Origin of the sequence: Micromonospora sp. CPCC 206061, assembly GCF_036906915.1 — a bacterium.
Lineage (GTDB): Bacteria > Actinomycetota > Actinomycetes > Mycobacteriales > Micromonosporaceae > Phytohabitans.
The window spans coordinates 1-14,405 of sequence record NZ_JBAKHX010000070.1; the positions used below are offsets into that span (position 1 = coordinate 1).

Here is a 14,405-nt window from a genome sequence, read left to right on the forward strand (position 1 = left end):
AAGGGCAAATGCACGTGGTTGGATCTCTTTTCCGCGTGCATTTGCCCTTGATCGATGGAGATCACCTTGATCGCCCACGGCGGGCCGTGGGCTGGGAGGCCGTGGGCTGGGAGGGGTGGGGCCGGGCCGTGGGCTGGGAGGCCGTGGGTCGGCGCGAGGCAGGGCGTCGTGGGACGTCGGCGCACGGCGGACCAGCCCGCGCGGGCCATAGCGCAGGCGCTACGCGGTGCCGTCTTGGGCTTCCGTGGCGGGGTCGGGGATGGACTCTTCGAGGGTCAGCCAGCGCTCGGTGAACTCCTGTGGCGTGACCGGGGCGCTCCACAGGTGGCCCTGGCCGACCACCACCCCCAGGGCGGCCAGCACGTTTTGCTGGGTCGGTGTCTCGACGCCCTCGGCGACCACGGTCAGCTTGAGCGCCGCACTCATCGCCACCACAGCCCGGACGATCTCTTCGTCTTCGGCGTCCGTGCCCAGGCCGTCCACGAACGACCGGTCGATCTTCACGCCCGTGACGGGGTGTCGCCGCAGGTATCCGAGGGCGGAGAAGCCGGTGCCGAAGTCGTCGACCACGATCTTCACCCCGAGCCGCCGCAGGTCGAAGAGCACCTGGTCGGTGACGCTGGACGCGTCGATCATCACGGACTCGGTGATCTCCAGGACGACGCCGGTGTTCGGTACGCCCCACTTGGTCAGCGTGTCGGCGAGGATGCCGGGCAGTCCGGCGTCGCGGAGCTGGCGGGGCGAGACGTTGACGGAGATCCAGAAGTCGTCGGCGACGAGCTTGTCGCGCCGCCAGATCGACAGCTGCCGCAGGGTCTGGTCGAGCGCCCACCGGCCGATGGCGGAGATCAGGCCGCTGTCTTCGGCGATGGGGATGAACGTCGTCGGCGAGATCGGGCCGCGGGTCGGGTGCGTCCAGCGGATCAGCGCCTCGGCGCCCACGAGCCGTCCGGTGCTCAGCTCGACGATCGGCTGGTACGCCAGTCTCAGCTGGCCGCTTGTCAGTGCGTGGCGCAGAGCGAGCTCGATCTCGACCCGGTCGCGTACCCGCTCGTGCATGGAGGCATCGAACTCGGTCCAGCGGCCGCGCCCGTCGGACTTGGCGCGGTACATCGCGGTGTCGGCGTCGCGCATGAGCGCTTCGGCGGTCACGGCGGCGACCGCGGCGACGGGTGCCATGCCAGCTGGTGCGCCGACCACGCCGATCGACGGCGTGATCACGACCTCGGCGCTGCCGACGTTGAGCGGGGCGCTGAGTCGATCCATGATCCGGTCGACCAGCTTGAGTGTCTCGGGGCGGGTGCTGGTGCACGCCACCACGAACTCGTCGCCGCCGACCCGGGCCACCATCGCCGGCTCCGGCACCGTATCGCGCAGCCGGGCGGCCACCTCGATGAGGAGCTGGTCACCGGCTTCGTGCCCCCACGAGTCGTTGACCAGCTTGAAGCCGTCGAGGTCGAGGAAGAGCACCCAGACGGTGGTGTCGCCGTTCTGTGGCGCGGTGGCGAGCCGGCGGCTGATCTCCGCGGTGAGCATCAGGCGGTTGGGCAGGTCGGTCAGCGGGTCGTGGGTGGCCTGGTACTCGGACCTGACCTGAGCTGCGGCGTAGTCCTGCACCGCGGAGACCGCCCGTGCGAGCAGCAACGACACCATCACGGTGCCGCCGGCCGCGAGCACCACCCGGGCGGCCATCGCCTCGTCGGCGACCACGGCGGTGAGCGCGTATGGCACGACCAGGGCGGGGCCGATCAGCAGCAGGCGGCGCCACGACCAGGCCTGTACCCGTAGGACGGTGAGGCGGCTCACGTCTGCGATGGAGGGGTGCAGGGCCGCCGCGCCGATCAGCGTGAACGTCAGCAGGAACGGCAGGTCGGCCAGCGCCGACCCGGCGAGGTTGCCGTTGACTCCCATGATCGCGTACCCGATGTCGCCGGCCAACAGCAGCAGCAGTCCGCCCAGGAGCAGCACGTAGCTGGGGCGGCGGCCGTGCGTGGTGAACGCGAGGCTGGCGAGCAGCAGGACCAGTACGACGTCGAGCAGCGGGTACAGCCCGGCGAGGACGGACACCGCCCGCGGCCGTCCCTCGATCGCGGCCGCCGGCATGGCGAGCAGCAGCGTGGAGGCGAGACCGGCGCCCACGCATACGATCAACCCGTCGATCACCGCGTGCCGCTGGAGGCTGCCACGGCTGCGGAGCAGCCTGCCGAGTGACAGGAACATGAACAGGTACCCCGGCAGGGTGAACGCGTCGCCGAGCAGCGCCGCGGCACCAGTCTGCTCGGCGGCCCACGGCCGGATCAGCGCACCGATCAGGAAGAGCATCCCCGCGGCGGCGAGCAACTGCCAGGGCCGGCGCGGCTGTGCGCCGTGCCTTCGGGGGCCGACCACGAGCGCGACCACGGTGGCCAGCGCGATGACGGTGAACGCACCGGCGGCGACGGTGGTGGAGTCAGTGAGCGCGTAGAGGATCGTGATCGCGATGCCGGCGGCAGCAAAGATCGCGGCAGGCGCCCATGGCCCAACGCCGTCCCCCGGCGGGGCCGATCGCTCCATGGCTATCGCCCCCTGCCAGCACTTCCCGACCGGCTGATCGACAACAGCGGACACATTATCAAGCCGGCACCGCTAACGCGGGAAAACCTCATGCGAGCTTGTCAGTCTCCGGTGGTTCCGTCTATCCGTTCCCTGATGAGATCCGCGTGCCCGTTGTGGCGGGCGTACTCCTCGATCATGTGGATGTAGATCCACCGCAGGCTCATCTTTCGCGCGTCCGCGAATGGATGAACGTCTCGTCGAGGGAGTGCCCGGTCGCTGCCCGGCGGGCCCGCTCCACCTCTGCGTGGAAAATGGCGAAATCGGCCTCAGCGTCCGCCTCGTCGACATCATCGAACTCGCCGTCGGGGCTCGCGTCGGTCGAGTAGAGGAAGGGGATGTCCTCGCCGAGGAATCGGCGGGTGAACCAGCTCCGCTCCACGTCGGCCATGTGTCGCACGAGGCCGAGCAGGCTGAGTGACGAGGGCTCCACGCTGCGCAGCTTGAGCTGCTCCGCGGTGAGGCCGACGCACTTCATCAGCAGCGTTTCGCGGTGGTAGTCGAGCCAGCCTTCCAGCATGGTGCGCTCGTCACCTAGAAGGGGTTCTGGCTTGCGGTCTACGGGCGGTGCGGTCCAGCTCATGGGCACACTCGAACACATCGACGGATGTATATTGAAGCATGGGCATCCGGATGAAGATCGCCGCGGCGTTGGCCGTGGGCGCGCTGGCCATACTCCTCGGGGGCGCACCAGCCAAAGCGGCCGACCCGCTCTGCGAGGTGTCGAGCCCGCTCGCTACGCAGTGGACCAACGGATACATGGTCAATATCACGATTCGCAACGTCACCACCCGGCCGGTGAGCTGGCGGGCAAACGTGATCCTGCAACCGCCGGGTGTCATCATCCAGGGCTGGGGCGGGGTGTTCACGGCATCCGCCACGCAGGTCAGCATCTACCCGCCGCCGTACCCGTCGGGCGGGGTGATCCAGCCCGGGGAGAGTCACATCTTCGGGTACGTCGGCTCTGGGCCCGTCGTCTATCCGCAGGTGGCCTGCTACTAGGCTCGACATGATCGACGGGACAGGGCCTAGCCCGCCAGGTCAACAGCCGCCACTGTGCGTAGAGCACCGTCTGTCGTCGTACCCTCGATCGTCACCTGGGCCGACCGCCCGTCGTGGTCGAGCGTGCCGAGGGCGTTGCCGAAGTATGGGCCGGCGATCTTGCGCCACCGCACGGTGGGCGCCGCGACCCGTGCGGTGCGCGCCAGCGCCCGCGCCACCGTGGCCGGGCCTCGCCACCAGCCCACCTGGAGCATCGGCCGCATGAACGACGGCACCTGGTTGTGCACTGGCGAACAGGTGAGCTGGTGCACCGGCGCGGCGACGCGGGTGCCGAAGAGCGCCCGCGCCACGTAGGAGTGGTGCACGTCACCGGAGAGCACGCTGATCGAGGCGGGCGGCGGATACGCGGGTCCCGCGCCCACGCGGTCGGACGGAGGCGCCGCGCCAGATTCGCCGATCCGGGCGAACAGGGCTGCCAGCGCGTCGAAGGACCGGTGGAACGCCGCCCAGTGCTCCAGGTCGAACGCCCGCCGCACCCGCTCCGCGAACGCGGACACGCGAGGACGCGGTGACGTGGCGATCCGCTCGTTCCACGCCTCCAGGTGGTGGATGCCCGGCGGGAGCAGCCACGGCAGCGACGAGCCCACCACCAGGTGGTCGTAGTCGCCGTGTACCTGGTCGGTGAACCACTGCCACTCGGCGGGCGGCAGCATGGCCCGGTTCTCCGGTTCGAGCACCCGGCTGCACCGGTTGTCGAGCACGATGAGCCTGGTGCGCCCGACGTCGAGCGAGTAGCTCCACTGGTAGCCGCCGTTCGCGTCGACGTCGATGGCGAACTCGTGCAGGACCTCGGTGGCGTCTTCGGCGGCGAGCACCTTCTGGTACACCGGGTCGGCTGCGAGCTCGTCCGGATCCATGTTGCCCAGGTGCTGGTAGACCCAGTACGAGGCGAGGCCGCTGGCGATCCGTTCGGTCCACCACGGCTGCTGCCGGATGTCGTTGCGCCACGCCGCCGACGAGTTCCAGTCGTCGATGATTTCGTGGTCGTCGAAGATCATGACACTCGGCACGCTGGCGTACAGCCAGCGCATCTCCGGATCGCGCCACGACTCCAGATAGAGCTGCGTGTACTCCTCGTAGTTGATCACCTCATGCGCGGGCCCCTCGTGCCCGTGCTTGCGGCGGCGGCGCAGGAACCGCTTCACCGCCGGTGACGGGAGGTCCGCGTACACCTGGTCGCCGAGGAGCATGAGCAGGTCGGGCAGGGGCTCGTCGGTCAGCATCAGCCGCCGCGCGTAGGCATCCATCGCGTCGGGCGGCAGTTTGCGCGCCGTGACGTGCTGCGTCGTCTCGCGACAAGAGCCGAAGACCAGCCGCACCGGCTGCGCGGCATCGTCGCGGTCGCGGGTCCGGATCACACTGACGGGGTACTGGGAGTCCGGCTCCGGCCACACGACAGATCCGTCGAGAAACACCTCGTACGGTGTGGTCGAGCCCGGCGCCAGCCCCTCTACCACCACCAGGGCGTAGTGGTGCCCGAAAGCGGTGAAGGTGTGCGATTCCCCACCGGCCTGACCGGCACGTACCTGGACCTGGGCGGGCGCGCTGGTCTCCACCCAGATGGTGGCGCGCGTGCCCACCACGCGGCGCAGGAGCGGGCCGATCAGCAGTTCAGCGGTCACGCGGGGGCCACGCGGAATCGAGGAGCGCAGCGGATCGATTTCGTGGGGTGCTTCACGCTTAACCTCCGGGGGGAAGGGTCGCAAGACATCCTCTCTACCCGGTGACGCTGTGCGCCAGCCGTGAGCGAACGCAGCGGCGTCGCCTCAGGGCGCCGTGGAGTGAGCGAACCATCAGGCTCTGAGCCTCGCCGCGCCGCGCGAGCGGCTATCTGTCAGGATTTCCTGCATGGAGTACGTCGTCCTCGCTCTGGTCCTGCTCGGTGTGCTGGTGCTCGCCGGCGTGGGGCTCGTGGTGCCGCGGCTGCGTCGCCAGCCGCTGCCGCCGTCGCCCGCACCGACCGCCCCGCCGGTCGAGGAGGAGGCTCCGCATGTCATAGAGAAGCAGGTCATCGAGGAGCCGGTGGCCGCGCCGGTCATCGAGGCTCCCGAGCCCACTGCCGGGCGGTTGGTGCGGCTGCGCGGCCGGCTCGCCCGCTCTCAGAGCGTCTTCGGCAAGGGGCTGCTCGGCCTGCTCGCCCGCGATCGGCTGGACGACGACGCCTGGGAGGAGATCGAAGACAGCCTGATCACCGCCGACGTCGGTGTCGAGGCGACCCGCGAGATCGTCGAGCGGCTGCGCGAGCGCACCAAGGTCCTGGGCACCCGGAACGCCGCCGACCTGCGCACGCTGCTTGCGGAGGAGCTGCTGGCGGCGCTCGATCCCGACCTGGACCGGTCGCTGACCTTCAAGGGCAAGCCGACCGTCATGCTCGTCGTGGGTGTCAATGGCGCTGGCAAGACCACCACCTGCGGCAAGATCGCGCGGGTCCTGGTCGCCGACGGGCACACGGTCGTGCTTGGCGCTGCCGACACGTTCCGGGCCGCGGCGGCCGACCAGCTCGCCACCTGGGCGGGGCGGGTTGGCGCCGAGGTGGTGCGCGGTCCGGAGGCCGCCGACCCGGCGAGCGTGGCGTACGACGCGGTGAAGCGTGGCGTCGAGAGCGGCGTCGACACGGTGCTGATCGACACGGCTGGCCGTTTGCAGAACAAGGTCGGCCTGATGGACGAGCTGGGCAAGGTCAAGCGAGTGGTGGAAAAGCACGGGCCGGTCGACGAGACCCTGCTGGTGCTCGACGCCACCACGGGGCAGAACGGCCTCGAGCAGGCCCGGGTGTTCACCGAGGTGGTCGACGTGACCGGCGTGGTGCTGACGAAGCTCGACGGCACGGCTAAAGGTGGCATTGTCATCGCCGTACAGCGCAAGCTGGGGATACCAGTGAAGCTTGTCGGTCTGGGGGAGGGGCCCGATGACCTTGCGCCGTTCGATCCGGCCGCATTCGTCGACGCGCTCCTTGGCACGGACGCGTAACCTCGGGTGACTTACCGCGATCAGGCGCCGCGCCTCGGGAGACCGTACGTGACTTCGCAAGAGATCCCGCTCCGCGGCGGGAACGTGAGCACCGTCGTGCGCGTCGGCGACACGGTGCGGCGCAACGCCGGCCCGTGGACGCCATCGGTGCACGCGCTGCTGCGCCACCTGGAGTACGTCGGGTTCACCGGCTCGCCGCGCGCCCTCGGCATGGACGACCGTAACCGCGAGGTGCTGTCCTACCTTGAGGGCGAGTGCGGTGAGTACCCGCTCGCGCCGCACTGGGTGACCGACGAGGCGCTGGTCACGGTCGCGACGATGCTGCGAATGTTCCACGACGCGCAGTACGGCTTCCAGCCGCCGCCCGGCGCGGTGTGGCGCTCGTTCGGGCCACCGCCGCCCGACACCGAGGTGGTCTGCCATCACGACGCGGCGCCGCACAACGTGATCTGGCGGCCGGACGGCACGCTGGCCCTGATCGACTTCGACCTGGCGTCGCCGGGCGCGCGGATCTACGACGTGGCGTACGCGGCGTGGACGTGGGTGCCGCTGTTCTCCGACCGAGACTCGTACACGCTCGGCTGGAAGCGGCCGAACAGGCCGCGCCGGCTGCGACTCTTCGCCGACGCGTATGGGCTGATCCCGCGCGACCGGCACCGGCTGGTGCGCACGATCCGGAAGCGGATCGTCGACCACGTCGAGGGCATCCGCCGGATGGCGGCGGCCGGAGATCCGGCATTTGTGCGTATTGTGCACAAAGGGCACCTAAGGCGACCAATGCGGGACTTGCGCCTCCTGGACTACGAGCGTCACACGCTTGAATACGCTCTGCGCTGAGAACACGCCGTTCGGTTGAGGTGCCCCTGGCCGTTCCAGGGATGTTGAGGGTTTCTTCACACGTACGAAACAAGCCGTGATGTTGTGGAAACCGTCCGGGCACTGTCCGTGAAACAGCCTGCCTGAAAGCTTCCGCACAACCGGCGCTCGGGCAACGCTGCCCCAGTTTCTTGCCGGAGGGAGGCAACCAAACCGAGAGGAGGCAGCGTGGAGATCGACACCGGGAATACCGCCTGGTTGCTCCTGTCGTCTGCACTCGTGCTGCTCATGACGCCGGGTCTGGCCCTGTTCTACGGAGGCCTCAACCGGTCCAAGGGCGTACTCAACATGATGATGATGAGCTTCAGCGCCATCGGGCTCATCTCCGTACTTTGGGTCATCTACGGCTTCTCGTTGGCGTTCGGCGCCAACGACAACGCCAGCCTGAACAACGTGATCGGCAGCTTCACCCAGTACCTCGGCACCGAGACCGACTTCATCGGCGACATCTGGGGCGAGACCGGGATTCCGGTCTACGTCTTCCTCGCGTTCCAGATGATGTTCGCCATCATCACCGTCGCGCTGATCAGTGGTGCGGCCTCCGACCGGCTCAAGTTCTCCGGCTGGCTGCTCTTCGCGTTCGGCTGGTTCACCCTCGTGTACGTCCCCGTAGCGCACTGGGTGTGGGGTGGCGGCTTCATCGGCGCGAAGATCAAGGCGCTGGACTTCGCCGGTGGCACCGCGGTGCACATCAACGCAGGTGCCGCCGCGCTCGGCCTGGTGCTCGTCCTCGGCAAGCGCATCGGCTGGCCGAAGGAGAGCTTCAAGCCGCACAACGTGCCGTTCGTGATGCTCGGCGCGGGGCTGCTGTGGTTCGGCTGGTTCGGCTTCAACGCCGGGTCGGAGCTGACCGTCGACAGCACGACTGGCGCGGCCTTCCTCAACACCCAGGTGGCCACCGCGGCCGGTGTGCTCGGCTGGATCATCGTGGAGTGGCTCCGCGACGGCAAGCCGACCCTGGTCGGTGCCTCGTCCGGCGCCGTCGCCGGCTTGGTCGCGATCACCCCGGCATGTGGCTTCATCGCTCCGCTTCCCGCGGTCATCCTGGGCATCATCGCCGGTGCGGTCTGCGCCATGGCGGTCAGCCTGAAGTACAAGCTCGGCTACGACGACTCGCTCGACGTCGTCGGCGTGCACTTCGTCGCTGGCTGGATCGGCTCGTTGTGGATCGGCCTGTTCGCCACGCTTCAGGTCAACGGCGCGATCGAGGAGGTCCTCGGTGCCAACGAGGGTCTCTTCTACGGTGGCGGCGTGACCCAGATCGGCCGGCAGTTCGCCGGTAGCGCGATCGTCACGGTCTACTCGTTCGCCATCGCCGTGGCCCTGGCGTTCATCATCAAGGTGACCATCGGCCTGCGGGCCACCAGCGAGGCCGAGGTCGACGGCATCGACGTCGCGGAGCACGCGGAGAGCGGTTACGATCTCTCGCCGACCACGGGCGGCGCGTTCGCGCAGGCGGGCATCGCCCCGCCGGCCAACGCCGCACAACAGAAGCCAGTCAGCGAGAAGGTCGCCGGTTAACCTCGGACCGATGGAGGGATTGAGCATGAAGCTGGTGACTGCGGTCATCAAGCCGTACCAGCTCGACGCGGTCAAGGAGGCCCTGCACGCCCTTGGCGTGGCCGGCATGACCGTGAGCGAAGTACAGGGGTACGGGCGCCAGAAGGGCCACACCGAGGTGTACCGGGGTGCCGAGTACACAGTGGAGTTCCTTCCGAAGATCCGGGTCGAAGTGCTGACCGACGAGATCGATGTCGACAAGGTCGTCGACGCCGTCGTCACGGCTTCGCGCACCGGCAAGATCGGTGACGGCAAGGTGTGGGTGACGGCTGTCGAAGACGTCGTCCGCGTCCGCACCGGCGAGCGCGGCCTGGACGCGCTCTGATAGAGATCACGCAGGAAGTCGGTGCCGCCGCGCGCGTCAAGCGCGCGGCGGCGCTTGACATTTGGCTCAGCTCGCTCCTGCCATCGTGGCCGGAGGGGGTCGCGCTGGTCGCGTTCGGCGGGCTGGGCCGGCTACAGTGCGCGCCACACAGCGACCTCGACCTGATCCTGCTGCACACCGGGGTGCCGGGCGTGGAGGAGCTCGCCACCTCGCTCTGGTATCCGGTCTGGGACACCCGCATCGGGCTGGACCACTCGGTGCGCACCCTCCCCGAGGCGCTGTCGGTGGCGCACGACGACGTCAAGGTCTCGCTCAGCCTGCTCGACGCCCGCCACGTCGCCGGCGACCGCCAGCTCACCATGGGGCTCATCGAGACGGCGGCGGACCAGTGGCGGCGGATCGCCGTACGGCAGCTGGCCAAGCTGCGCGAGATCACGCTGACCCGCTGGAAGGTGCACGGCGAGCTGGCGTTCCTGCTGGAGGGCGACCTGAAGGAGGCCGCTGGCGGGCTGCGCGACGTCGGCATCCTGCGCGCCATCGCGCAGGCCGGCCTCTCCGACGCCCTGCGGCCGCAGGTGCGCGCCGCGCACCTACGCCTGCTCGACATCCGCGACGCGCTGCACACCAGCGTCGGGCGGCGGGTCGACCGGCTGGTCGCCCAGGAGCGGGCCTCCGTGGCGCGGATGGTCGGCCTCGAAGACGGCGACGCGCTGCTGCGCCGCGTCGCGAGCGACGCGCGCACGATCACGCACGCGCTCGATGACGCGTGGCGCTCCGCCGACCGGTTGCGCACCGGCGGCCGCAAGCGCGGCGCCGACGGCAAGCCGCTGCGCCGGCCCGTCGCCCGCGACGTGGTCGAGCAGGACGGCGAACTGGTGCTGGCGCGCACCGCGATCGGCGCCCGGCCGGATCCCAGCCTGTCGCTGCGGGTCGCGGCCGCCGCGGCGGTCACCCAACTGCCGATCGCGCGGGCCACGTGCGAGTGGCTTGCCGCGTACAGTCCACCGCTGCCGGCGCCGTGGCCGGAGGCGGCCCGCTCGGCCCTGGTCACACTGCTCGGCGCCGGGCTGGGTCTCGTGCCCACGTGGGAGACCTGTGACCGGTACGGGCTGGTCGACGGCTGGCTGCCGGAGTGGACCCGGATACGCAGCCTGCCGCAGCACAACCCGGTGCACCAGTTCACACTCGACCGGCACCTGGTGCAGGCGGCGTACGAGGCGACCGCGTACACCCGCGAGGTGGACCGGCCCGACCTGCTGCTGCTGGGCGCGTTTCTGCACGACGTGGGCAAGGGCCTGCCGGGCGACCACAGCACCACCGGAATACCCGTGGCGAGCGGCATCGCGGCCCGGATCGGGCTGCCGCCCGCCGACGTGCGGGTGATCGAGAATCTGGTCCGGCTGCATCTGCTGCTGCCCGAGGTCGCCACCCGCCGCGACCTCTCCGACCCGGTGACGATCAAGGCGGTCGCCGACGCCGTCGGCGACACCACCACGCTGGGCCTGCTGCACGGGCTGGCGCGCGCCGACGCGCAGGCCACCGGGCCGGCCGCCTGGTCCGACTGGAAGGGCCGGCTGATCGCGGAGCTCGTGCGCCGCGTGCACATCGCCCTCGACACGGGCGTACTGCCGGCGCCGCCGAAGCCCGATCCCACGCTGGTTGCGGGGCCGCTGCCGGTCGTGCACCTGGAGGGCGACCGGGTCGCGGTGGCCGCCGCCGACCGGCGCGGACTGCTCGCCGCGGTGGCCGGCTGCCTGGCGCTGCACCGGCTGGAGGTGCTCACCGCCGACGCGTCCACGGTGGACGGGCGGGCACTGGTGGAGTTCCGGGTGCAGCCGCGGTACGGCATGCCGCCGGACGCGCTGGCGCTCTCCAGCGACCTGCGGCGGGCGGTGTCCGGCGACGTGTCGGTCACCCAGAGACTGCGCGGGCGAGGCCTCTCCAGCCGGGGCGGCGGTGCCGCACCCAAGATCGTCTGGCACCGCGAGGCGGCGACCGACGCGGTCGTCATGGAGCTACGCGCCGCCGACGCGCCGGGGCTGCTGTATCGGGTCACGTCGGCCCTCGACGAGGCCGGCGCCCATGTGCGAGCCGCTCGGATTTCCACGCTGGGCGGCGACGTGGTCGACGCGTTTTACCTCGTCGGCGCATGGTCCGACGAGACGGAACGGGAAAAGGTGGAGGCTGCCGTCCTGGCCGTCGTCACATAGGGAGCTTACTCGGTAACTAGTTACCGAGTAAGCTCTCCTGCATGAGTGTGAAGTTTGGGTTGCTCGCGCTGTTCGCTGATGGGCCCAAGTACGGGTACCAGCTGCGCACCGAGTTCGAGGCGCGGACCGGAGGCACGTGGCCGGTCAACGTCGGGCAGGTGTACACGACGCTGGAGCGGCTGGAGCGCGACGACCTTGTCGCTGCGGAGGGCACCAACGCCGACGGCCGCACGATGTACGCCATCACCGAAACCGGCCGCGCGGCGCTCGACGGGTGGTTCACCACCCCCGTCGCGGACGCCGACCGGCCGCGCAACGAGCTGGCCATCAAGCTGCTGATGGCAGCCACCACCCCCGGTGTCGACGTCGCCGCGGTCGTACAGAGGCAGCGCACCGAGTCGCTGCGCCTCATGCGCGACTACAACACGCTGCGCCGCGACGCCGAACAGGCCGACGACATGGCGGGCGTGCTGCTGATCGACAGCCTCGTGTTCGCCCTGGAGGGCGAGGTGCGCTGGCTCGATCACGTCGAGTCGACGGTGCTGCGCCGGGGCGGCCGGCTGGTGGCCGTCGCACGGCCCCGTAAGGCGGGCCGGCCCGCCGCGACCTCGCGAGGTGCCCGATGAGCGCGGTTCTCAGCTTCGCCGGCGTCAGCCGGGAGTACCGGTCCGGCGAGACGACGGTGCGCGCGCTCGACGACCTGACCCTGGAGGTTGGAGCCGGCGAACTGGTCGCCATCATGGGGCCGTCAGGCTCGGGCAAGTCGACGCTGCTCGCGATCGGCGGCGGGCTCGACACCCCGACGTCCGGCGAGGTGCGAGTGGAGGGCACCCCCTCGGCGGCCTGCGCCCCGCCGCGCTGGCGCGCCTGCGGCGTGACCACATCGGATACGTTTTCCAGGACTTCAACCTGGTCAGCGGGCTGACCGCCGCCGAAAACGTGGCCCTGCCCCGTGAACTGGCCGGTGTGTCGGCGCGTGCCGCCCGGGCGGAGGCGGTCGCGGCGCTCGGCGAGGTCGGCCTGGACGGGGTGGCGGACCGGGTTCCCGACCAGCTCTCCGGCGGCCAGCAACAGCGCGTGGCCGTGGCGCGGGCCGTGATCGGGCAGCGCAGGCTGCTGCTCGCCGACGAGCCCACCGGCGCGCTCGACTCGGCCACGGGACAGGCGGTGCTCGACCTCATCCGGTCGCGGGTCGACGCGGGCGCGGCGGGCGTGCTCGTCACCCACGAGGCGCGCTTCGCGAGCTGGGCTCTCGCCGGGATCATCGGGGTGGCGTTGGGTGCGCTGACCTACTGGTCGAACCGCGACCGGGTGGAGCAGATCGCCAACCATCCGACCGGCGACGGAGCGGCACCCGTGCTGTGGCTCACCGGGATCGCCCTCTTCGCGGTCGCGGTCGGCCTCCTCGCGGCGCTGGGACCGGCGCGCGCGGCGGCCCGCCAGAGCATGCGGTCGGCGATGGCCGACCGGGAGCCGGTGTCGAAGGGCAGCAACGTTCGCTGGCTGGTCGGCGGCCTGCTCCTGGCAGCCGGCGGGGCGGCGGCGGCGATGGCCACGGCCGGTCCGGGCGGAAGCATCGTCACCGTGACCGTCGGCACAGTGGCGATACTGCTGGGCGTGACCGCGTTCACGCCGGTTCCCGTGGCGGCGCTGGGCCGGTTGGCCGGGCGGTTCCCGCTGGCGCTGCGGCTCGCCGCTCGGCACGCCGCACGCCACCGGCTGCGCACCGCTGCCTCGGCGGCCGCGGTGTGCACCACGGTCGCCGGAAGCATGGCGCTGATGCTGTTCAACGCGGCGGAGTCCACGGAGGGCTCGTTGACCCAGCCCAACGCGCATACCGGCCAGGTGCTGGTGCCGGCCGCGGCAACGGTGACGCCGGAGCTGTCGCGCGCGATCGAGCGGGCACTGCCGGTGCGGGCCGTGGTGCCGTTGACGGTGGCGGTCGACCAGGTGGCCGTCTTCGAAGGGCCGTCGGACGAGAACACCGGGACGTCGGTGTCCCCGTCGCAGCTGATGGCCGTCGGCGGCGCCGAGGTCATCCGGCCGTGACCGGCGCGGAGCCGACGGAGGCGGCGCTGCGCACGCTGGAGGAGGGCGGCGCGGTGGCCTTCTACCGCGAGCTGATGCCCGACGGGCAGTTGACCATGTTTGACCGGGGACGCATGCCAGCCGTACTGGTGCCCGCGCCCGACTACTACACGGACCTACCCGGCGCGGTAATCTCCTCCGCGACGGCGGCCCGGCACGGGATCAAGACCGTGCCCGGCGGTGCGATCGTCGACGTGACGCGGCCGCCCACCGCGGCCGAGGTCATCGCCGCGAACTCCCACGTGCTGGCCGCCCAACTCGCCGCCGGCGCTACGGGGAATCCGGCCGAGGTGGCGGTAGGCGCCAAGCCGTTCGACGACGGACGCGACTACAGCGCCATGTTCCTCGTGCTGGCGGCGGTCAGCGCGGCGGTGACGCTCGCCGCGAGCGGGGTGGCGGTCGGCCTAGCCACGTCCGAGATGCGCAATGATCTGTCCACATTGGCCGCCGTGGGTGCCGGGCCGCGGCTGCGGCGCCGGATCGCGGCGGCACAGGCCGGGCTGATCGTGGGCCTAGGGGCGGTGCTGGGCGTGGCGGGAGGCATCGCTCCCGCGGCCGGGATGGTGGCGTTCCGCCGCGACCTTGAGTGGCACGTCCCCTGGCTCCCCTTGGTCGTGACGATCCTGGTGGCCCCGGCACTTGCGGTGCTCCTGACCGCCCTGCTGACCCGCCCACGGCTCGTGCTGGTCCGCCGCCTCACGTAGCGCACAGCCCGGCGTGTA

At 70.6% G+C, this 14,405-nt stretch carries 10 protein-coding genes and 2 pseudogenes; 9 read left to right on the forward strand and 3 right to left on the reverse strand.

Annotation, left to right across the window (positions count from 1 at the left end):
• Positions 1-219: 219 nt before the first annotated feature.
• Together V6V89_RS31980 and V6V89_RS31985 are read right to left on the reverse strand one after the other, a co-directional pair.
• Positions 220-2,553, reverse strand: coding sequence for a putative bifunctional diguanylate cyclase/phosphodiesterase (locus V6V89_RS31980; protein WP_334623275.1), 2,334 nt, complete (start codon positions 2,551-2,553; stop codon positions 220-222).
• Positions 2,554-2,654: 101 nt separating this feature from the next.
• A pseudogene (locus tag V6V89_RS31985) lies at positions 2,655-3,175 on the reverse strand (DinB family protein).
• Positions 3,176-3,213: 38 nt separating this feature from the next.
• Between V6V89_RS31985 and V6V89_RS31990 the strand changes: the two are divergent.
• Entirely contained in the window at positions 3,214-3,594 is a 381-nt protein-coding gene (locus V6V89_RS31990) for a cellulose binding domain-containing protein (RefSeq protein ID WP_334623276.1), read from the forward strand.
• A gap of 26 nt (positions 3,595-3,620) precedes the next feature.
• On the opposite strand, the gene V6V89_RS31995 is transcribed toward V6V89_RS31990, so the two are convergent.
• The gene (locus tag V6V89_RS31995) at positions 3,621-5,276 is read right to left on the reverse strand and encodes an alkaline phosphatase D family protein (RefSeq protein WP_334623277.1); all 1,656 of its coding nucleotides are present in this window, start codon (positions 5,274-5,276) and stop codon (positions 3,621-3,623) included.
• A gap of 226 nt (positions 5,277-5,502) precedes the next feature.
• On the opposite strand from V6V89_RS31995, the gene ftsY reads away from it, so the two are divergent.
• The 8 genes and pseudogenes from ftsY (at position 5,503) to V6V89_RS32035 (ending at position 14,387) form a co-directional block, all read left to right on the forward strand.
• A complete protein-coding gene (gene ftsY / locus V6V89_RS32000; RefSeq protein ID WP_334623278.1) occupies positions 5,503-6,624 on the forward strand; it encodes a signal recognition particle-docking protein FtsY in 1,122 nt (373 codons plus the stop codon).
• A 6-nt stretch (positions 6,625-6,630) separates the two neighbouring features.
• On the forward strand, positions 6,631-7,461 hold the full coding sequence (locus V6V89_RS32005; protein ID WP_265253405.1) for an aminoglycoside phosphotransferase family protein: 831 nt from the start codon (positions 6,631-6,633) through the stop codon (positions 7,459-7,461).
• A gap of 207 nt (positions 7,462-7,668) precedes the next feature.
• The gene (locus V6V89_RS32010; protein WP_334623279.1) at positions 7,669-9,021 is read left to right on the forward strand and encodes an ammonium transporter; all 1,353 of its coding nucleotides are present in this window, start codon (positions 7,669-7,671) and stop codon (positions 9,019-9,021) included.
• A gap of 25 nt (positions 9,022-9,046) precedes the next feature.
• The gene (locus V6V89_RS32015) at positions 9,047-9,385 is read left to right on the forward strand and encodes a P-II family nitrogen regulator (protein ID WP_281893310.1); all 339 of its coding nucleotides are present in this window, start codon (positions 9,047-9,049) and stop codon (positions 9,383-9,385) included.
• Complete coding sequence (locus tag V6V89_RS32020; RefSeq protein WP_334623307.1) at positions 9,382-11,595, forward strand: [protein-PII] uridylyltransferase; 2,214 nt, start codon at positions 9,382-9,384, stop codon at positions 11,593-11,595. Before V6V89_RS32015 ends, V6V89_RS32020 begins: the two co-directional genes overlap by 4 nt.
• 41 nt (positions 11,596-11,636) lie before the next feature.
• Positions 11,637-12,221 (forward strand): PadR family transcriptional regulator, encoded by a 585-nt coding sequence (locus tag V6V89_RS32025; protein WP_334623280.1) that lies wholly within the window; start codon positions 11,637-11,639, stop codon positions 12,219-12,221.
• Positions 12,218-12,846: pseudogene (locus V6V89_RS32030) on the forward strand (ABC transporter ATP-binding protein); the annotation flags it as partial. The gene V6V89_RS32025 and the pseudogene V6V89_RS32030, both read left to right, overlap by 4 nt.
• A gap of 794 nt (positions 12,847-13,640) precedes the next feature.
• Entirely contained in the window at positions 13,641-14,387 is a 747-nt protein-coding gene (locus tag V6V89_RS32035) for an FtsX-like permease family protein (protein ID WP_334623281.1), read from the forward strand.
• Positions 14,388-14,405: the final 18 nt, after the last annotated feature.

Coding starts and splice junctions, on each gene's coding strand:
- V6V89_RS32015 (WP_281893310.1), top strand. CDS start 9,047: ATGAAGCTGGTGACTGCGGTCATCAAGCCGTACCAGCTCGACGCGGTC.
- V6V89_RS31990 (WP_334623276.1), top strand. CDS start 3,214: ATGGGCATCCGGATGAAGATCGCCGCGGCGTTGGCCGTGGGCGCGCTG.
- ftsY (WP_334623278.1), top strand. CDS start 5,503: ATGGAGTACGTCGTCCTCGCTCTGGTCCTGCTCGGTGTGCTGGTGCTC.
- V6V89_RS32025 (WP_334623280.1), top strand. CDS start 11,637: ATGAGTGTGAAGTTTGGGTTGCTCGCGCTGTTCGCTGATGGGCCCAAG.
- V6V89_RS31980 (WP_334623275.1), bottom strand. CDS start 2,553: ATGGAGCGATCGGCCCCGCCGGGGGACGGCGTTGGGCCATGGGCGCCT.